This is a genomic window from Geodermatophilus sp. SYSU D00742 (genome assembly GCF_054049935.1).
On sequence record NZ_JBJGYJ010000017.1, the window covers coordinates 19,024 to 37,549 of the forward strand.

The window sequence follows — 18,526 nt, forward strand, 5'->3', positions numbered from 1 at the left end:
CGCTCGGAGTGAGGTGCCGCGCCGGGCTGCCCACCGCACGGTCGTCCACAGCGCGGCGCCCGCGCGGCGGGGGTGCCGTTGACACTGCCGCGTGTCATGCGTCACGGTGCGGGACGGGGCGGACGACTGTCCGTTCCCGTCGTCGAGGCAGGAGTTCCCGTGACCGTTCCCGCAACCGGACCGACGCCGACCAGGGTGCCGATGGGCTCCGGCGAGATCAGCCTGTTCCGGCAGGGCTCCGGCCGCCCGGTCCTCTTCCTGCACGCCGCGGGCGGTGCCGGCAGCTGGGAACCGTTCCACGAGCGGATGTCCCGGTCGGTCGACCTGATCGCCCCCGACCACCCCGGCTTCGGGCGCAGCGACGAGCTCCCCGAGGTCGCCACCATGGCCGACCTGGTCCAGCACTACCTCCGGCTCATGGACGTGCTGGACCTCGACCGGCTCGACGTCGTCGGCGCGTCCTTCGGCGGCTGGACCGCCGCGGAGCTGGCCAGCACGATCCCCGACCGCGTCGAGCACCTGGTGCTGATGGCCCCCGCCGGCCTCCACGTGCCCGAGGCGCCGCCGGCCGACCTGTTCGACATGGCCCCGCCGGACCTCGTCCGCGCCCTCTTCTACGACGACGCGCTCGTCGAGGCCGCGCTCTCCGCGCCGCCCACCCCCGAGCAGATCGCGCAGACCGAGAAGGACATGGCCGCCTTCGCCCGCTTCGCGCGCGACCCGTACCTGCACGACCCGGAACTGCCGGCCCGCCTGCCGCGCATCACCTGCCCCACGCTGGTGATCGCCGCGGAGATCGACACGATCGTCCCGCGGGCGCACAGCGAGGCCTACGCGAAGGCCATCCCCGGAGCCGAGCTGCGCGACCTGCCGCGCACCCGGCACGGCCTGCACCACGAGCGGCCCGAGGAGGTCGCGGCGGAGGTGCTGGGCTTCCTCACCGGTCCGGACGCCGCTCCGCGGTGAGAGCCGCGGTCACGGAGGCCCGGGCACCATCCGGCGGGTCGGGTGGCCGGAGCCGGGCCCTCCGCGGCCGGGGCAGACCCTGCGCAGCCGCAGGAAGGCGACAGGGGCGGGACCACCTCACCGGTGGTCCCGCCCCTGTCGCGTCTGGTCGGCGTCAGCTCCTCGGCACGAGGTTCATGTAGAGCCAGGTGTGGTCGGGGGCCAGCCCGGCCAGGAACCTGCCGCAGCCCTCGAGCACGGGCGGTGCCGACGTGACGTGCTGGGTGCCGGCGTGCATGTCGCGGAAGTACTGCTGGATCGCCCCGGTGCGCAGCGCCGAGGTGCCGGCCGCCTTGTAGACCTCGACGCTGATGGCCTCCGCCGTCCAGGTGGCGTTGTAGAGCGCCAGCCGCAGCCGGGTGCGCTGGTCGGAGTCGAGCTCGCCGCCGTTCTCCAGCGTCTCGGTGGCCTCCCGCCACACCTCGTACACGAAGGCGCGGGCGGCGTGGTACTTCGCCTCGAGCTCACCGTAGGTGGCGTGGAAGCGCGGGCTCTCGGCCATGGAGCCGGCCCGGCCGGCCCTGGTGCGGACCTGCTCGGCGAGGTCGTCGAGCATCCGCCGGGCGACGCCCAGCGCCCAGCCCGAGTGGCCGATGAGGGCGAAGTGCATGATGCCGAGCCTGAAGATCCAGCCGCCGCGCAGCGGGGTCTCGACCGGGCCCAGGTGCGTGAAGGTCTCGGGCACGAAGACGTCGCGGATCGTGTAGTCGATGCTGCCGGTGGCCCGCAGACCCATGACGTCCCAGGTCTCGATCAGCTCGGCCTTCTCGACCGGCAGGACGAAGATCCGCGGCTCGCCGGTCTCCTCGATGATGCCCAGCGTGTGGATCCACTGCGCGTGCTTGATGCCGGAGGCGAAGCTCCAGTCGCCGCTGAGCCGGAAGCCGTCGCCGTCGGTCGTGGCCGTGCCAGGACGGGTGCCCTGACCGGCCACGACGGGGAGGCGCTCGCCGGAGAACACCTCCTCGACGGCCGCGTCCTGCAGGTAGGCCCCGCCCGTGCCGATGGCCAGCGAGGCGGCCATGTGGACCCACGCGGTCGACGGGTCGGCGGCCGCCAGGGCCTGCACGATCTCCAGCGAGGCGATGGGGTCGCACTCGGCGCCACCGAGCTCCCGGGGCGTCCACATCCCGTAGAGGCGCGCCTCGTGCAGGGCGTCGTCGACGGCGTCGACGAGCCGGCCGGCTGCCTCGCCGGCGGCCGCGTTCTCCCGGACCAGGGGCTGCAGCGCGCGGGCGGCCGCGACCAGGTCGGCCGGCTCCGCCCAGCGCTGCGCGGCGGGGACCGTGTCGGGTGCGGTCGTCGTCATGGTGGCTCCTGTTCTGCTGAGCGGGGCTCGTGCGGGTCGGGTGGAGCGGACGTCGGCGTGGCGCCGGTGCGGGCCACGACTGCGCAGGGGCCGTCGGCGGGGCCGGCCGGGCACCCGAGGGCGGTACCGCCCGGTGTCCGCCTGACGGACAACCATCCGTATGAAGTCTCCGGGGCTGCACGGGAGTGTGTCAAGAGACACATGTCGCGGGCCGGAGCCCCGCTCGGCACCGGTCGGGGGCGACTTGACACGGCCGGGGGGCCGCAGCACCGTACGTCCGGTCGGCACGCGGACGCGGGGGCGGGGAGACGGTGCGGTCATGACGGTCGGCTCGGCGTCCCCGGTCGTGTCCCTGGCCTACGGCCGGGGGGCCGTCGACGTCCCCCTGCACGAGGGCGCGCTCGTCGTCACGCCGCGCGACGACCCCGCCCTGCCCGATCCCGCCGCCGCCCTGCGCGCGGCCCTCCGCGCCCCGCTGGGCGCTCCCCCGCTGGCCACCCTGGTGCGCGACGGCATGTCCGTCGCCGTCTCGGTCTGCGACGGCACCCGCGCCCAGCCGCGCCAGCCGGTGCTCCGCGCCCTGCTGGAGGAGATCGACGGCGCCGCGCGCGGCTGTGAGGTCGTCGTCCTCGTGGCCACCGGCACGCACCGCGGCAACACCCCCGACGAGCTGCGCGCCATGCTCGGCGACGACGTCGTGGACCGGTGCGAGGTGGTCAACCACGACGCCCGCGACCGCTCGTCCCTGACCTCCCTGGGCACGGTGGGCGACGGCGTGCCGCTGGAGCTGAACACCCGCTGGCTCACCGCCGACCTGCGGATCACCACCGGCTTCGTCGAGCCGCACTTCTTCGCCGGCTTCAGCGGCGGGCCGAAGATGGTCGCCCCCGGGCTGGCCGGCCTCGACACCGTGATGGTGCTGCACGACGCCGCCCGCATCGGCAGCCCGCTGGCCACCTGGGGCGTCGTCGAGGACAACCCGGTGCACCGGGACATCCGCGCCTGCGCCGCGGCGGCCCCGCCCGACCTCGCCCTCGACGTCCTGCTCGACCGCGCCAAGCGGATCACCCACGTCGTGTGCGGCGAGTTGTCCACCATGCACGCCCGGGCCTGCGAGCTGGCCCGCGCCGCCGCGATGCGCGCCGTCCCGCACCCGATGGACGTCGTCGTGACGACGAACTCCGGCTTCCCCCTGGACCAGAACCTCTACCAGGCGGTGAAGGGCATGGCGGCGGCCGAACGGGTGGTGCGGCCCGGCGGCACCGTCGTCGTGGCCGCCGAGTGCGCCGACGGGCTGCCCGCGCACGGCTCCTTCGCCGAGGTGCTCGGGGCGGCGCCGGACCCCGACGGGCTGCTCGAGCTCATCGGCTCCCCCGGCTTCAGCGTCCCCGACCAGTGGCAGGTGCAGGTCCTGGCCCGCATCCTCGCCCGGGCCGAGGTGCAGCTGTACTGCTCGGGCCTGCCGCCCGAGGAGGTGCGCGCCGCGCACCTGGTCCCGGTGGCCGACCTGGCCGGGGCGATCGACGACGCCGTCCGCCGGCACGGTCCGGGCGCCCGGGTCTGCTACCTGCCCGAGGGCCCCCAGACGATCCCCTACCTCGCCGGCTGACCGAGGGAGCACCGGAGATGACCGGTCCGCGCATCGTGCTCGCCCCCGACAAGTTCAAGGGCTCGCTGAGCGCCGCCGAGGTGGCCGCCGCCCTGGCCCGCGGCCTGCGACGCAGCCTGCCGGGGGCCGAGCTGGTCGAGACGCCGATCGCCGACGGCGGCGAGGGCACCGTGGACCTCGTGCTCGCGCACGGCTTCACCCCGCGCACCTGCGAGGTGCCCGGCCCCCTCGGGGACCCCACGCCGGCCCGCTACGCGGTGGGCGGCGGCACCGCGGTGCTCGAGATGTCCGCGGCCGCGGGCCTGGCGCTGCTGCCGCCGCCCGGGCCGACCGAGCACACCGCCCTGCACGCCTCGACCGTCGGTGTCGGCCGGCTGGTCGCCGACGCGCTGGACGCCGGTGCGCGGCGGGTCGTCCTGGGCGTGGGCGGCAGCGCCACGACCGACGGCGGCGCCGGCGCCCTGGTCGGTCTGGGCGCCCGGGTGCTGACCGCGGACGGCGCCGACGTCCCGCCCGGCGGCGCCGCGCTGGCCGCGGCGGCCCGCCTGGACCTCGCTGGACTGGACCCCCGACTCGCGGAGACCGAGCTGGTCGTGGCCTGCGACGTCGACAACCCGCTGACCGGACCCGAGGGCGCCGCGGCCGTCTACGGGCCGCAGAAGGGCGCCACCGCGGACGCCGTCGCCCGGCTGGACGCCGCCCTGGGCCGCTGGGCCGACGTCGTCGCCGCCGCGACCGGGACCGACCGCCGCGACGAGCCCGGGGCCGGGGCGGCCGGCGGTGTCGCCTTCGGCCTGTCCAGCGTCCTGGGCGCCCGGCTCACCCCGGGCGTGCGGCTGCTGCTGGACCTCACCGGCTTCGCCGACAGCGTGCGGGGTGCCGCCCTGGTGGTGGTCGGCGAGGGGTCACTGGACGCGCAGAGCCTGCGCGGCAAGGGCCCGGTCGGGCTGGCCGCGGTCGCGCGCGAGGCGGGGGCCCCGGTGGTCGCCGTCGCCGGGCGCAGCCTGATCACCGCGGCGCAGGCCCGGGACGCCGGGCTGGCCGCGGTGCACCCGCTGACCGACCTCGAACCCGACGAGACGCGGTGCATGACCGGGGCCGCGGGCCTGCTGGAGACGGTGGGGCGCCGGATCGGCGAGGAGCTCGCCGCCCGGCACTGACCCCGGCGCTCAGCTGCCCGCGGCCGTCCGGTCGATCGTGACGTCGACCCGGCCGAAGGCGCGGATGAGGTTGTTCAGCGCCCGCTCGCTCCCCTGGAGGTGGAACCGCTCCACGCGCGGGGCGAGCGCCCGCAGCAGGGACTCGGCCTCCATGCGGGCCAGGCCCGCGCCGGCGCAGCCGTGCTCGCCCATGCCGAAGCCGAGCTGGTGGACGGCGTTGGCGCGGGTGACGTCGAACTCGTCGGGCCGGTCGAACCGGCGCTCGTCGCGGTTGGCCGAGGCGTAGATGACCAGCACGCGCGAGCCCTCGGGGATGTCGACGTCGCCGATCCGGGTGGCCCTGCTGGTCAGCCGGCCGAAGGAGCGGATCGGCGACTCGATCCGCACCACCTCGTTGACGGCGTTGGGGACCAGGCCCGGGTCGTTGCGCACGAGGTCCCACTGGTCGGGGTGCTGCGCGAAGAGCCAGACCGCGCTGCCGACCGCGCTGATCGTCGTGTCCAGCGACGGGGCGAGGTAGTCGAGCATGAGCATCATCGCCTGCTCGGTGGAGATGTCCCCGCTGTCGACGGCCTCGAGCACGCCGGCACCCAGGCTGCCCGGCGAGACGTTGCGGGTGCGGACGATCTCGGCGCCGTAGGCGGCCATCTCCCCGCACTGGGGCAGCGCCCGCTCCGTCCGGGCGTTCATCGGCCCGAAGGAGTCGAAGTTGGCGCCGGCCCAGCGCAGCAGGTGCTCGCGACCCTCCTGTGGCCACCCGATGAAGTCCGGGACGATCGACACCGGCAGTGCACGGGCGAGGTCGGCGACCGCGTCGAACGAGCCCTTCTCGACCAGCGCGGCGACGAGCTCCTCGGCCTTCTCGGTGACCGTGTCCCTCATCGGGCGCAGCGCGCGGGGGGTCAGCCGGTGGGCCACCACCTGGCGCAGGTGTGCGTGCAGCTCGCCGTCACTGGCCAGCGTGCAGCCGAGGATCGCCTGGTTGGCCGGCTCGTTGAGGGCGATGCCGTTGGCCGAGCGGAACGTGTCGCCGTCCATGAGGACGGCCTTCGCCTCCTCGTACCGGGCGACGGCGTACGCCCCGTGCTGCGACAGCCACACCGCCGGCCCGAGCTCGCGCAGGGCGCGGTAGTCCTCGTACGGCTCCAGCAGCGCCTCGTCCGTGAAGATGTCCCCGTCGTAGGTCGGGGCCGAGCTCGGGGCGGTCGTGGTCATGTCCCTGAGGGTCCTTCCAACGCGCGGAGCCGCACGGCGGCACGAGTGGACAGTTGTCCGCGTCGCGGACACGGGGACGATGCCGGAGCGCTGAGCGGTGTGTCAAGGGCCACACCCGCCCGGCGGGGACCGCAGCCGACGTCAGCCCCCCGCGGTCCCGGGCACGAGGACGACCCGCCGTCCGGCACCCTCGGCGGTCAGCGCCCAGCCGCGCTCCACCTCGGCCAGGGGCAGCACGAGGTGGTCCAGCGACAGGGCGCCGCGCTCGGCGTGACCGAGGACGTCGGTCAGCGCCTGCGCCCGCTGCTCGGGGCGCAGCGCGTTGTTCGTGTAGCCGAGCACCTCGGCACTGCGGCTGCGCAGCACCGAGGAGGAGAGGCACGCCTCGTCACCGGACGCCCCGCCGAGGTTGACCAGCCGGCCGAACGGGGCGAGCACCCGGGAGGCCGCGGTGGCCGCCGTCCCGAAGACCGGGTCGACGACGACGTCGGCCGCGCCGCCCGTGGCCTCCGTCAGCCGGGCGGTGAGGTCCTCGACGTCGGCCGACAGCGCCACCACCTCGTCGGCGCCGGCCCGCCGGGCGCGGTCCGCGGAGGCGCCCGGCCGGCAGACGGCGACCACCCGGGCCGCGCCGAGCAGCTTCGCCGCCCCGACGGCGACCTGGCCGACCGCGCCCCCGGCGCCGAGGACGACCACCCGATCCCCCGCCCTGAACCGCCCGCGCCAGGTCAGCGCCATCCACCCGGCGACGGCCGAGAGGCCGAGGGCCGCGGCGAGCTCGTCGGGCACGTCGGCGGTCACCGGGACCACGTCGGCGTCGGGCACCGCGCAGAGCTCGCCGAGGCTGCCGTCGCCGGGCGCCATCCCGGCCGACGTGGCGAACCAGACGCGGGTGCCGGCCGGGTGCGCCCCCGACCGCTCGACGACGCCCACGCCCTGCACCCCGGGCACGTACGGCGTCGCCGGACGGCCGAAGTACGAGGTGCCGGAGGCGCAGAGCAGGTCCAGCGGCACGACCGGCGCCGCGGTGACCCGCACCAGGGTCTGTCCCTCGGCGGGCTCGGGCGCCGGGTGCGCGCCGAGCCGGGGCGGCTCGCCGGGGGTGGTCAGGACGGCGGCACGCACGACGGTCCCCGCCCGCTCAGGTGGTGATGTCCGGGTAGGGCATGGAGATGTGCTCCATCGCCTTCCCGTAGGCCTTCTGGTACTCCAGCGGGCCGTGGTCGCGCTCGAACATCGCGATGAACAGCGTCAGCGTCAGGAACGGGTGGGCGCCCATCCGGAACAGCGTGACGTGGTCGTGCTCCCGCAGCGCCTTCCGCTCCTCGTCGGTGAACGACAGCCACGTCGTCCGCTCGTCGTCGGTGCAGTTGAGGATCCTGCCGGCCATCTCGGCCTCCCACCACCGGACCGTGCCGGCCGGGTCCTCCCGGTACCGCTCGACCAGCTCGGGGTCGCGGTCGACGGTGTAGAGGAACTTGTCGAGCAGGTACTTGCTCACGCCTGGGTCTCCGTCCTGGTCGCCGTCCGCAGGGTCACGCCGGCGCCCCGTCGGGGTACCAGGTGAAGTAGGCCTCCATCGTGTGGAACAGGTCGAGGGTGTCGACGTGGTCGGCCTTCTGGCCCTCGCCGGCGACGCCCATCATCAGCATGAAGTCCATGAAGCCGTGGGTGGCGTTGCCCGGTCGGTGCAGGGACTCCAGCGACACCTCGGCCAGGCAGCCCTCGATGTCGCCGCTGGCGATCCACTCGACGGCCCTGCGGTCGAACTCCGGGTCGGGGCCGTGCTCGCCGAACTGGCGCGGACCCCCGAGCTCCAGCGACAGGTGGCCGGTGCCGATGATGGCGACCCGCTTGTCGCTCTCCCAGGACTCGACCATCTCGCGGATGGCGCGGCCCAGTTGCACGAACCGCTTCGGCTGCGGCAGCGGCGGGGCGAAGATGTTGGTGTAGACCGGCACGATCGGCAGGTCGGCCTGCGGCCGCAGCGTGATGATCGGGCAGGTGATGCTGTGGTCGATCCGCAGCTCGTTGCTGAACGCCAGGTCGAAGTCGCGGTCGAGGCCGTCGCGCAGGATGTGCGCGGCCAGCTCCTCCTCGCCCTTCAGCGTCATGCGGGGCAGGCCGAACTCGCGCTCCTCGTTGTAGAAGTTCGCGTCGAAGAACGGCGCCTTCCCCACGAGGAACTGGGGCATGTTGTCCAGCCACAGCTGGTGGAAGTGGTCGCTGCCCACCATCACCAGCACGTCGGGCTCGGCGCGGGTGAGCGTCTCGCGGAACCGCTCGATCTTGGCGACCCACTCGTCGGCGAACGGTGGCCGGTCCTCGCCGGTCGCCGTGCTGGCGCGGTAGTAGAACGGGTGGTGCGTGGACGCGATGACCGCGGCGACTTCAGCCACGACGACCTCCGTTGGCGTCGATGTCGGGGGTGTACGGGTCAGGGGCGACGGACCGGTTGTTGAGGTCCACCGACAGGAAGATGTCGTTGCCGACGGGGTGCCGGAGCTCCTCGGCCAGCTGACCGATCAGCCCCGCGGTGCGCGCCAGCAGCGCGAACCCGCGCAGCAGCTCCAGCGGCAGCCCGAGGTCGGCCAGCGCCGCCCCGCAGACGCCGGCGCCGTTGAGCGGCAACCGCTTGCCCAGCACCTGGGGGTGCACCCGGCCGATCGCGGCGAACAGCGACAGGTGCGGGCCGTAGAGCCCCTCCTCCGCCGCGATCTCGAACAGCCGCGGGGTGCGCGGGTCGCCCTGCTTGTGCACGTGGTGCCCCAGCCCCGGCACGAACCGCCGGGCCGCCCGCTGCGCGGTCACCGTCTCCAGCGCGAGGGCGTCCCACCCGGCGTCGTCGGTGGGCAGGGCGCGGGTGGGGTCCCCGGCGGAGACGGAGGTGAGGACGTCGTGCAGGAAGCGGCCGCAGTCCTCGGTGACGCCCAGGAACCGGGAGCCGCCACCGAGCAGGCCCGCGGCGAGCGCACCCTGCACCGAGTCCGGCGCCGAGAGGTACGTCAGCCGGGTGACGATCGCGGTCGGGGTGAAGCCGTGGTCGGCGAGCGCGGCCAGCACGGCCTCGAAGACGCGGGTCTCCCCCTTCGACGGCCGCCGCTGGGTGGCCAGCCAGAAGGCCAGCTCGCCGAAGCCCACCTCACCCATCACGTCGCGGGCGAGGTCGGAGCCGAGCAGGGTGATGCTCTCCAGGCTGGAGGCGCCGAGCGCGGTCTCGTACACCGGTCGGCCCTCGTCGCTCACGCCGTCCCCTCCTGCCCGTCGGTGGTGCGGGCGGCCGGCGCGGCCAGCCACTCGCGGATCTCGGCACCGTGCTCGTCCAGGCGCGGCGGGGGCAGGCGGTAGTCGGCCGGGGTGGAGGAGAACCGGATCGGGTTGCGCACCGACGGCACCGCGGCGTCCCCCTCCCCCACGGTGACCACCGGGTCGAGGCCGACCTCCTCGGCGAAGGCCACCCCCTGGTCGACGGTGTTGATCGGCCCGCAGGGCACCCCTGCGGCGATGATGTCGCGGAACCACTCCTGCTTGGTCCGCGTGCGCAGCCGCTCGACCAGCAGCGGCCGCAGCTGGTCGCGGTTGGCGGTGCGGTCCTCGTTGCGGAGGAAGCGCGGGTCGTCGGCGAGCTCCGGCACGCCGAGCACCTCGACGAGCTTGCGGAACTGCCCGCTGTTGCCGGCGGTGATGATCAGGTCGCCGTCCGAGCAGGGCAGCGGCTCGTACGGGAACAGGCTCGGGTGGCTGTTGCCCATGCGGAAGGGGACGACGCCACCGGCGACGTAGGCGCTGGAGTGGTTGACCAGGCCCGACAGCGCCGACGCCAGCAGGTTCACCTCGACGTGCTGACCGCGGCCGGTCTCGTGCCGGACGTTGAGCGCGCTGAGGACGCCGATGGTGGCGTGCAGCCCGGCCATGACGTCGAAGACCGAGATGCCGGCGCGGTAGGGCTCGCCGTCGGGGTCACCGGTCAGGCTCATGAGGCCGGAGATGGCCTGGACGATGAGGTCGTAGCCCGGCAGCGACCGGCCCTGCGGACCACTGCCGAAGCCGCTGATCGAGGCGTAGACGATGCCGGGGTTGCTCTCGGCGACGGCCTCGTAGTCCAGGCCGAAGCGGGCCAGGCCGCCGGGCTTGAAGTTCTCGATCAGCACGTCGGCGCGGCGGGCCAGCTCGCGGGCGGCGGCCACGTCCTCGGCGTCCTTGAGGTCCAGGGCGATGGAGCGCTTGTTGCGGTTGACGCCGAGGTAGTAGGTGGAGACCCCGTCGCGGACCGGCGGGGTCCAGCTGCGGGTGTCGTCGCCGGCCGGGCTCTCCACCTTGACCACCTCGGCGCCGAGGTCGGCGAGCAGCATGGTGGCGTAGGGGCCGGCGAGCACGCGCGAGAAGTCGGCGACCAGGAGGCCCGAGAGCGGCCCCCTCGCCGGCGTCGCGCCCGGCGGGAGCGCGTGTGCGGTCATCGGTCGAGCCCCTCTCCTAGCCTGCGACCGGCATACGGACGACGGTCCGCACACCGCGTCCCGATCCTTCGCGCGGCGCACCCCACTGTCAAGCGACCGCCGGTGACCGTCCCCGGGGCGCCCGCGGCGCCCACTCTGCTTGACAGCGTCGCGAACCCGGCGCGAGGGTGGCTCGATCCGACGTCCTGACCGGTATACGGACGCAAGTCCGCAGTCGGTCGCCTGTCTCGAGGAGGAGACGATGACCCGTTCCGACGGCCCGGTCCCGCAGCCCGGACGCCCCGCGGTGTTGCGCGGCGGCACCGTGCTGACCATGGACGACGCCTGCACCGTGCTCCCCGGCGCCGACGTGCTGGTCGTCGACGACCGGATCGCCGCCGTCGGCCCGCGCCTGGAGGTGCCCGAGGGCACCCAGGAGATCGACGCGTCGGGCGGGATCGTCATGCCGGGGATGATCGACACGCACCGGCACATGTGGCAGACCGCCATGCGCGGCTACGGCGCCGACTGGACCCTCACCCAGTACTTCGTCTGGTACTACCTCGAGCACGGCAAGAAGTTCCGCCCCGAGGACATCGCCGCCGGCAACCGGCTGGCGGCCATCGAGTCCCTGGACGCCGGCGTCACCACGACCGTCGACTGGTCGCACAACCTGCAGTCCGTCGACCACGCCGAGGCCGCGCTGGACGCCCTGCGGTCGGTGCCCGGCCGGTTCGTCCTCGCCTACGGCAACATCCAGGCCGGCCCCTGGGAGTGGACCGCCGACCCGGCCGTCCGGTCGTTCCTGGAGCGGCTGCGGGACGCCCGGGACGACATGATGGGCGTGCAGATCGCCTTCGACGTCACCGGGGACCCGGCGTTCCCGGAGCGGGCCGCCTTCGAGGTGGCCCGCGACCTCGGCCTCCCGGTGACCACGCACGCCGGCGTCTGGGGCGCCACCAGCGACACCGGCATCCAGCAGATGCACGACAACGGGTTCATGACGCCGGAGACGACGTACGTGCACGCGTCGACGCTGACCCGGGACTCCTACCAGCGCATCGCGGCGACCGGCGGGTCGATCTCGGTGGCCACCGAGTCCGAGTGCAGCGCCGGGCAGGGACACGCGCCCACCGAGCAGGTGCTGCAGTACGGCATCCCGGTGTCGCTGTCGATGGACACCAGCGTGTGGTGGAGCGGCGACATGTTCTCGGCGATGCGCGCCACGCTCAACGCCGACCGCATGGCCGAGCACCTCACCGCGCACCTGCAGGGCGAGACGATCACCCACCTGCGGCTGCGCGCCCGGCAGGTGGTGGAGTGGACCACCCGGGGCGGCGCGCACACGATCGGCCGGGACGCCGACCTGGGCAGCCTCGAGGTCGGCAAGAAGGCCGACGTCGTGCTGGTCAAGAACGACTCCTCCCCGGTGTCCTTCCCGCTGCTCAACCCGCTGGGCCACGTCGTCTTCCAGGCCCAGCGGGGGGACGTGCACACGGTCATCGTCGACGGCCGGGTCGTGAAGTACGACGGGGAGCTGGTCGGCATCGACCTGGCGCCGGTGCGCCGCGAGATCGAGAACACGATCGAGTACCTGCGCGCGGAGATCGGCGAGGAGGCGTGGCAGGCGGGGATGTTCCCCGACGAGCCCGCCGCGGAGGCCGAGATCCTCGACAACCCGTACCAGTACACCGACTTCAAGGACGAGTCGAAGCGGGCCGGCGGCGAGGACCGCGTCCTCGGGCGCTGAGCCCAGCGCCGCGGGGAGGGCCGGGCACCCCGGCCCTCCCCGCGGGCACCGCCGACGGAGCGAGGGGGACCACCATGGCGGGTCGCGGGACCGGACCGGACTTCGTCGAGGCGCTGGCACGCGGGCTGGACGTGCTGGCCTGCTTCGACGCCGACCGCCGGAGCATGACGCTCTCGGAGGTCGCCGCGGCCGCGGGACTGGCCCGCCCGACCGCGCGCCGGCTGCTGCTCACGCTGGAGGAGCTCGGCTTCGTCCGGTCGGCGGGCAACGCCTTCCAGCTGACGCCGAGGGTGCTCACCCTCGGCATGGCCTACGTCGGGGCGCTGGGGTTGTGGGACGTCGCCCGGCCGCACCTGGAGGCGCTGGTGGCCAGCACCGGCGAGTCGTCGTCCATGACGCAGCTCGACGGCTCCGACGTCGTCTACGTGGCGCGGGTGTCGGTGCCCAAGCTGATCGCACTGCGGGTGGAGATCGGCACGCGCTTCCCGGCGGTGCAGACCTCGCAGGGCAAGGTGCTGCTCGCCGCCCTCTCCCCCGACGAACTCGAGCAGACGCTGGCCCTGCCCAGCCGCTCGGGGCTGCCGACCCACATCGGCCGCACCCCCGAGCGGCTGCGGGAGGAGCTGGTCGACGTCCGGGCGCGCGGCTGGGCACTGGCCGACGAGGAGCTCGCCCCCGGGGTCCGGTCGGTGGCCGTCCCCGTCCGCGACGCCTCGGGCGCGGTGAGGGCGGCCATGAACGTCACCGTGCACGCCGCGGAGACCTCGACGGCGCGCCTGCTCGGCGAGCACCTGCCGCGGCTGCTGCGGACCGCGGGCGACGTCAGCGCGGAATGGGCGGTCTGGCAGTCGCGCCCGCACCGCGACGTCCCGGCGGCGAACGGGGGCGGCACCGCGAGCGCGTGACCCCGCGCGCGGGCGGGAGCGGGAGTCCCTACGGTCGGGGTGGAGCCCACCGCCGGTCCGACAGGAGATGCCATGTCGCACAACGAGCTGTCCCCGCCCTCCGCCCGCGCCCGCGACCTCTACGACCGGATGGTCGCGTTCATGCGCGAGCAGGTGCTGCCGGCCGAGGCGGAGTACCTGGCCGCCCGCCGCGAGGCCGGCCCCGATGGCCACGAGGTGCCGGCGGTGGTCGAGCGGCTCAAGCAGGAGGCGCGGGAGCGGGGGCTGTGGAACCTGTTCCTCCCCGCGGAGTCGGGGCTCACCCAGCTGGAGTACGCCCCGATCGCCGAGCTGTCGGGGTGGAGCCTGGACCTCGCCCCGGAGGCGATCAACTCCGCGGCCCCCGACACGGGCAACATGGAGCTGCTGCACCTGCTCGGCACCGACGAGCAGAAGAAGCAGTGGCTGGAGCCGCTGCTGCAGGGGGAGATCCGCTCGGCGTTCGCCATGACCGAGCCCGACGTCGCCAGCAGCGACGCCACCAACATCGGCACCCGCATCGAGCGGGACGGCGACGAGTACGTGATCAACGGCCGCAAGTGGTGGACCAGCGGCGCGATGGACCCGCGCTGCGCCCTGTTCATCCTCATGGGCAAGACCGACCCGTCGGCGCCGACGCACCGGCAGCAGACGATGGTGATCGTGCCGCGGGAGACCCCCGGCGTGACCGTCGTCCGCGACTACCCCGTCATGGGGCACCACGACCAGCACGGGCACGCCCAGGTGCGCTTCCAGGACGTCCGGGTGCCGGTGGCCAACGTCGTCGGCGAGGAGGGCGGCGGGTTCGCCGCCGCCCAGGCGCGGCTGGGCCCCGGCCGGATCCACCACTGCATGCGCGCCCTCGGCGCGGCCGAGCGGGCGCTGGCCCTGCTGACGGCGCGGGCGCAGGAGCGGGTGGCGTTCGGCGGGCCACTGGCCGACCAGGGCGTCGTCCAGCAGTCGATCGCGGAGTCCCGGCTGGAGATCGAGCAGGCCCGGCTGCTGTGCCACCGCGCCTGCCAGGTGATCGACACCGAGGGGAACAAGGCGGCGAAGGACCTCGTGGCGATGGCGAAGGTCGCCGTGCCCCGGGCCGCCACCCGCGTCATCGACCGGGCCATCCAGGTGCACGGCGGTGCCGGCATGACCGACGTGACCCCGCTGGCGGCCATGTACGCCTGGCACCGGGCGATGCGGCTGTTCGACGGCCCCGACGAGGTGCACCTGCGCTCGATCGCCCGCGCCGAGCTCAAGCGCGAGCCCCTGCTGCCCCCCGGCCGGGTGGTCGTCGACTGAGCTCGGCGCGGGGCCCGGGACGGGGCCTCTACGATCCCCGCTCGTGGAGCAGCAGGTGGTGACCGGGATCGTGCGGCGGTACTGGGACGGGTTGTGGAACCGGCGCGAGCTCGGCGTCATCGACGAGCTGATCGGCGAGCCCTACGTCCGGCACTCCTCCGCCGGCACCCGGTCGCTGAGCCGCGCGGAGTTCAAGCGCGAGGTCGCCCACTCCTGGCAGCTGCTGCACGACCCGGCCACGACCGTCGACGACCAGGTCACCGCCGGCGACCGCGTGTGGACCCGCGCCACGACCACCGGGGTGAACCTCGACACCGGGGACACCTCGGTGGTCACCTGGCTGGTGGTGCACCGGGTGGCCGACGGCCGGATCGTGGAATCCTGGAGCGCGACGCTGCCGGGGGTCGACTGGCGCTGAGCGTCAGCCCAGGTCGCGCAGCCGCCGGGCACGGCCCACGCGGCGCCGGCTGACCAGCACGTAGAGCAGCACGAACAGCAGGACGCCGACACCCATCCCGGTCAGCGTCCAGCGCAGGCCGATGACGTCGGCGAGCAGGCCCAGCGGCAGCGCGGCGATGCCGAAGGCGCCGAAGCTCAGCATGATCAGCGACTGCACGCGGCCGTGGTACTCCATGTCCGACAGCGCGATCAGCTGGGCCTGGTTGGTGGTCTGGAAGGCCAGCATCGACCCGCCGATCACCAGCAGGACGGCGACCGCGACGCCGGCGTTCGGCGTGACGGCCAACCCGCAGATGGCCACGCCGAACAGCGCCCCGGAGCCGGCGAACACGCGGTCCTCCCGCGCCCGCGACGAGCGCCGCCCGAGCAGCAGACCGGCGGTGACCCCGCCGACCGCCGACATCGCCGAGAGCACGCCGTAGCCGACCGAGCCCAGCCCGAACAGGTCGCTGGAGATGGTCGGCATGAACGCCAGGTAGGGCATCCCGCACATCGTGACGCCGATGCCGCACCAGGTCAGCGCGGACAGCTCGGGATGGCGCCGCACGTAGCGGACGCCGTCGGCCAGCTCCCCGAGCGGCGAGCGGTCGGACGGCTCCCCGCGCCGGCGTCCCGGCGGCAGCGCGCCGGTGAGCAGCACCCCGACGGTGGCCAGCCCGGCGCTGGCGAGGAAGACCGCCTCGGTGCCCCAGGCGACCGCGCCCACCACCACGCCGGCCAGCGCCGGGCCGACCACCCGGTTCACCTCGGCGTTGACCAGCAGCAGCGACACCGCCTGCGGCACCGACCCGCGCGGCACCAGCTCGGACAGGAACGCCATCCGCGCGGGGTTGAACAGCGCGAACCCGACCGCCTGGAGGACGCCGGCACCGAGCAGCATCCAGTACTCGATGACGTCGAAGACGACGGCCAGGCCGATCCACGCGCTCGACGCGGCCAGGATCAGCACCGACAGCTGCAGCACCAGCCGCTTGGGCAGCCGGTCGGCGGCCACCCCGCCCCAGGGGGTGGCGATCAGCAGGGCGATGCCGAAGGACAGCAGCACCCCGCCGAGGGCGGCGTTGGAGCCGGTCAGCTCGAAGGCCAGCCAGCTGCGGGCGATGGCCTGCCCCATGACGCCGAGGAACACCGCGGCGGCGTTGAGGTAGAGGACGAGGAAGCCGCCGATGCGCAGGATCGCCAGCGCCCCCAGGGCCTGCGGGGCCGCCGGCTGCGCGGTGGCGATCCCCGGGTCCGGCGTGGTCTCCGCGCTCATGTCCTCCTCGATCCGGCAGGCCCTCGGCCTGCACCCTGCCGGTCTACCACCGCGGCGGCAGCCGGACCGACGGCGTTTCCGGCACGAGGACGACGTCCGCGCGCCGGTGCCCGGTCAACGCCCCCGCCACACCGGTGCACGTTTCTCGGCGAAGGCGGTGGCCCCCTCGCGGGCGTCCTCGCTGGTGAACACCGGCTCCAGGAGCTCGGCCTGCCGGGCCCACCCCTCCGCCGTCGTCCAGTCGGCGCTGCTGCGCGCGATCTGCTTGGTCACGGCCAGCGCCAGGGGCCCGTTGGCGGCGATGCCGGCGGCCAGCTCGAGGGCGCCGTCGAGCGCGCCGCCGGTGGGTGTCAGTCGGTTGACCAGGCCCACCTCGGCGGCGCGCCGAGCGGACAGCGGGTCGCCGGTCAGCAACATCTCCATCGCCACGTTGGCCGGGACCCGCCGCGGCAGCAGCAGCGCGCCACCGGCGGCGGCGACCAGGGCGCGCCTGACCTCCGGGACGCCGAAGCGCGCGTCCTCCGCGGCGACCACGAGGTCGCAGGCGAGCACCAGCTCGAACCCGCCGGCCAGGGCCCACCCCTCGACGGCGGCGATGAACGGCTTGCGCGGCGGGGTCTGCGTGATGCCGCACAGCCCGCGGCCCTCGATGGCCGGGGTCTCCCCGCGCAGGAACGCCTTGAGGTCCATGCCCGCGGAGAAGCTGCCGCCGGCGCCGGTGAGGACGCCCACGCGCAGCTCGTCGGAGGCGTCGAGCTCGTCGACCGCGGCCGCCACGGCCTCGGCCACCGCCCGGGTGAGCGCGTTCTTCGCCTCCGGCCGGTTGATCGTGATGACCTGGACGCCGTCGCGCCGCTCGACCAGTACCTCGTCCGCCACCGGGCCTCCTCCGGGAGTTCTCGTCTGCGTGTCGCGGCCCTGGGGAGGCCGGTTCAGTCGGCCTGGACGACGGCGCCGGACTCCAGCAGCCGGTCCACCTCGTCGGTCGGGACGCCCCACGCCCGCAGCGCCGTCCGGGTGTCCTGCCCGGGGGCGCGGGGAGCGCCACGCACCGCGCCGGGTGTGCGTGAGAAGCGCGGCGCCGGGGCCGGCTGGGGGTGCCCGTGGGTGTCGGCGAAGGTGCCGCGGGCGGCCAGGTGCGGGTGGGTCGGCGCCTCGGTCAGCCCGAGCACCGGGGTGACGCAGGCGTCGGTGCCCTCGAAGACCGTCGTCCACTCGTCGCGGGTGCGGGTGGCGAGGACCTCGGCGATCATCTGCCGCTGCTCGGGCCAGCGGTCGACGTCGTGCTGGCCGCCGGGCAGGTCGCCGGTCAGCCCGAGGCCGGCGAGGAACTGTGCGTAGAACTGCGGCTCGATCGCGCCGACGGCGACGTGCCGGCCGTCGGCGCAGGCGTAGGTGTCGTAGAACGGGGCGCCGCCGTCGAGGAGGTTGGCCGCGCGGCGGTCCTGCCACAGCCCGGCGCCGAGCATCCCGTAGACCATGGTGACCAGGGAGCTGGCGCCGTCGACCATCGCCGCGTCGACGACCTGGCCCTGCCCGCTGCCGCCCCGCTCCAGCAGGGCGGCGAGGACGCCGACGACCAGGAACATCGCCCCGCCGCCGAAGTCGGCGCCGATGTTGAGCGGGACGACGGGCTTGTCCGCCGTCCCGATCGCGTGCAGGGCGCCGGTGAGGCCGAGGTAGTTGATGTCGTGCCCGGCGCGGGCGGCGAGCGGGCCGTCCTGGCCCCAGCCGGTCATCCGCGCGTAGACCAGCCGGGGGTTGCGGGCGGAACAGTCGTCGGGGCCCAGGCCCAGCCGCTCGGTGACGCCCGGTCGCAGGCCCTCCACGAGCACGTCAGCGGACTCGACCAGCCGCAGGACCACGTCGCGGCCGCCGGGGGTCTTCAGGTCGACGGCGATCGAGGGGCGGCTGCGGTGCAGCGCCTCCTTGGCCGGGGACACCAGTCGCGTGCCACCGCCGGGGCGGTCGACCCGCACCACGTCGGCGCCGAGCTCGGCCAGCAGCATGCAGGCGTAGGGGGCGGGGCCCAGGCCGGCCAGTTCGACGACGCGGATGCCCGCGAGGGGGCCGGAGGCGGACGGCACGCCGGTCACGCTAGCAATGCGG

General features: G+C 74.6%; 17 protein-coding genes. 7 read left to right on the forward strand and 10 right to left on the reverse strand.

Features of this window, described 5'->3' with window-relative positions:
- The first annotated feature begins 159 nt into the window (after positions 1-159).
- Complete coding sequence (locus ACI78V_RS13345) at positions 160-966, forward strand: alpha/beta fold hydrolase (protein ID WP_456851446.1); 807 nt, start codon at positions 160-162, stop codon at positions 964-966.
- Positions 967-1,120: 154 nt separating this feature from the next.
- On the opposite strand, the gene ACI78V_RS13350 is transcribed toward ACI78V_RS13345, so the two are convergent.
- A complete protein-coding gene (locus tag ACI78V_RS13350; RefSeq protein WP_456851448.1) occupies positions 1,121-2,314 on the reverse strand; it encodes an acyl-CoA dehydrogenase family protein in 1,194 nt (397 codons plus the stop codon).
- Positions 2,315-2,633: 319 nt separating this feature from the next.
- On the opposite strand from ACI78V_RS13350, the gene larA reads away from it, so the two are divergent.
- Complete coding sequence (gene larA, locus ACI78V_RS13355; RefSeq protein WP_456851450.1) at positions 2,634-3,923, forward strand: nickel-dependent lactate racemase; 1,290 nt, start codon at positions 2,634-2,636, stop codon at positions 3,921-3,923.
- A gap of 17 nt (positions 3,924-3,940) precedes the next feature.
- Complete coding sequence (locus ACI78V_RS13360; RefSeq protein ID WP_456851452.1) at positions 3,941-5,083, forward strand: glycerate kinase; 1,143 nt, start codon at positions 3,941-3,943, stop codon at positions 5,081-5,083.
- Positions 5,084-5,092: 9 nt separating this feature from the next.
- On the opposite strand, the gene ACI78V_RS13365 is transcribed toward ACI78V_RS13360, so the two are convergent.
- From ACI78V_RS13365 to ACI78V_RS13390, 6 genes are all read right to left on the reverse strand, one after another.
- Positions 5,093-6,298 (reverse strand): cytochrome P450, encoded by a 1,206-nt coding sequence (locus tag ACI78V_RS13365; protein ID WP_456851454.1) that lies wholly within the window; start codon positions 6,296-6,298, stop codon positions 5,093-5,095.
- Between the two features lie 141 nt (positions 6,299-6,439).
- Positions 6,440-7,423, reverse strand: a complete 984-nt coding sequence (locus ACI78V_RS13370; RefSeq protein ID WP_456851456.1) for a quinone oxidoreductase family protein — start codon at positions 7,421-7,423, stop codon at positions 6,440-6,442.
- A 16-nt stretch (positions 7,424-7,439) separates the two neighbouring features.
- Positions 7,440-7,799 carry a hypothetical protein gene (locus ACI78V_RS13375; RefSeq protein WP_456851458.1) on the reverse strand — a complete coding sequence of 120 codons (360 nt, stop codon included), beginning with the start codon at positions 7,797-7,799 and terminating at the stop codon, positions 7,440-7,442.
- A gap of 34 nt (positions 7,800-7,833) precedes the next feature.
- A complete protein-coding gene (locus tag ACI78V_RS13380) occupies positions 7,834-8,697 on the reverse strand; it encodes a DODA-type extradiol aromatic ring-opening family dioxygenase (RefSeq protein WP_456851460.1) in 864 nt (287 codons plus the stop codon).
- Positions 8,690-9,544 carry a citryl-CoA lyase gene (locus tag ACI78V_RS13385; RefSeq protein ID WP_456851462.1) on the reverse strand — a complete coding sequence of 285 codons (855 nt, stop codon included), beginning with the start codon at positions 9,542-9,544 and terminating at the stop codon, positions 8,690-8,692. Before ACI78V_RS13385 ends, ACI78V_RS13380 begins: the two co-directional genes overlap by 8 nt.
- Complete coding sequence (locus ACI78V_RS13390) at positions 9,541-10,755, reverse strand: CaiB/BaiF CoA transferase family protein (RefSeq protein ID WP_456851463.1); 1,215 nt, start codon at positions 10,753-10,755, stop codon at positions 9,541-9,543. The genes ACI78V_RS13385 and ACI78V_RS13390 overlap by 4 nt, the downstream gene beginning before the upstream one ends.
- Before the next feature lie 241 nt (positions 10,756-10,996).
- Between ACI78V_RS13390 and ACI78V_RS13395 the strand changes: the two genes are divergently transcribed.
- From ACI78V_RS13395 to ACI78V_RS13410, 4 genes are all read left to right on the forward strand, one after another.
- Positions 10,997-12,484, forward strand: a complete 1,488-nt coding sequence (locus ACI78V_RS13395; protein WP_456851465.1) for an amidohydrolase family protein — start codon at positions 10,997-10,999, stop codon at positions 12,482-12,484.
- Between the two features lie 74 nt (positions 12,485-12,558).
- On the forward strand, positions 12,559-13,389 hold the full coding sequence (locus ACI78V_RS13400) for an IclR family transcriptional regulator domain-containing protein (protein ID WP_456851467.1): 831 nt from the start codon (positions 12,559-12,561) through the stop codon (positions 13,387-13,389).
- A gap of 72 nt (positions 13,390-13,461) precedes the next feature.
- Positions 13,462-14,703: an acyl-CoA dehydrogenase family protein gene (locus tag ACI78V_RS13405; protein WP_456851469.1), complete on the forward strand. Its 1,242-nt coding sequence runs from the start codon at positions 13,462-13,464 to the stop codon at positions 14,701-14,703.
- A 43-nt stretch (positions 14,704-14,746) separates the two neighbouring features.
- Positions 14,747-15,121, forward strand: a complete 375-nt coding sequence (locus ACI78V_RS13410; protein ID WP_456851471.1) for an ester cyclase — start codon at positions 14,747-14,749, stop codon at positions 15,119-15,121.
- 3 nt (positions 15,122-15,124) lie between these two features.
- Here ACI78V_RS13410 and ACI78V_RS13415 read toward each other — a convergent pair whose 3' ends face one another.
- From ACI78V_RS13415 to ACI78V_RS13425, 3 genes are all read right to left on the reverse strand, one after another.
- Entirely contained in the window at positions 15,125-16,417 is a 1,293-nt protein-coding gene (locus ACI78V_RS13415; RefSeq protein ID WP_456851473.1) for an MFS transporter, read from the reverse strand.
- A gap of 114 nt (positions 16,418-16,531) precedes the next feature.
- The gene (locus ACI78V_RS13420) at positions 16,532-17,296 is read right to left on the reverse strand and encodes a crotonase/enoyl-CoA hydratase family protein (RefSeq protein WP_456851474.1); all 765 of its coding nucleotides are present in this window, start codon (positions 17,294-17,296) and stop codon (positions 16,532-16,534) included.
- Positions 17,297-17,349: 53 nt separating this feature from the next.
- Positions 17,350-18,504, reverse strand: coding sequence for a CaiB/BaiF CoA transferase family protein (locus tag ACI78V_RS13425; protein ID WP_456851476.1), 1,155 nt, complete (start codon positions 18,502-18,504; stop codon positions 17,350-17,352).
- Positions 18,505-18,526 lie beyond the last annotated feature (22 nt).

What these genes read in the sequence shown, in the direction of transcription:
- ACI78V_RS13365 (WP_456851454.1), bottom strand. Translation starts at nt 6,298, where the DNA reads ATGACCACGACCGCCCCGAGCTCGGCCCCGACCTACGACGGGGACATC.
- ACI78V_RS13350 (WP_456851448.1), bottom strand. Translation starts at nt 2,314, where the DNA reads ATGACGACGACCGCACCCGACACGGTCCCCGCCGCGCAGCGCTGGGCG.
- larA (WP_456851450.1), top strand. Translation starts at nt 2,634, where the DNA reads ATGACGGTCGGCTCGGCGTCCCCGGTCGTGTCCCTGGCCTACGGCCGG.
- ACI78V_RS13390 (WP_456851463.1), bottom strand. Translation starts at nt 10,755, where the DNA reads ATGACCGCACACGCGCTCCCGCCGGGCGCGACGCCGGCGAGGGGGCCG.
- ACI78V_RS13395 (WP_456851465.1), top strand. Translation starts at nt 10,997, where the DNA reads ATGACCCGTTCCGACGGCCCGGTCCCGCAGCCCGGACGCCCCGCGGTG.
- ACI78V_RS13405 (WP_456851469.1), top strand. Translation starts at nt 13,462, where the DNA reads ATGTCGCACAACGAGCTGTCCCCGCCCTCCGCCCGCGCCCGCGACCTC.
- ACI78V_RS13415 (WP_456851473.1), bottom strand. Translation starts at nt 16,417, where the DNA reads ATGAGCGCGGAGACCACGCCGGACCCGGGGATCGCCACCGCGCAGCCG.
- ACI78V_RS13400 (WP_456851467.1), top strand. Translation starts at nt 12,559, where the DNA reads ATGGCGGGTCGCGGGACCGGACCGGACTTCGTCGAGGCGCTGGCACGC.
- ACI78V_RS13360 (WP_456851452.1), top strand. Translation starts at nt 3,941, where the DNA reads ATGACCGGTCCGCGCATCGTGCTCGCCCCCGACAAGTTCAAGGGCTCG.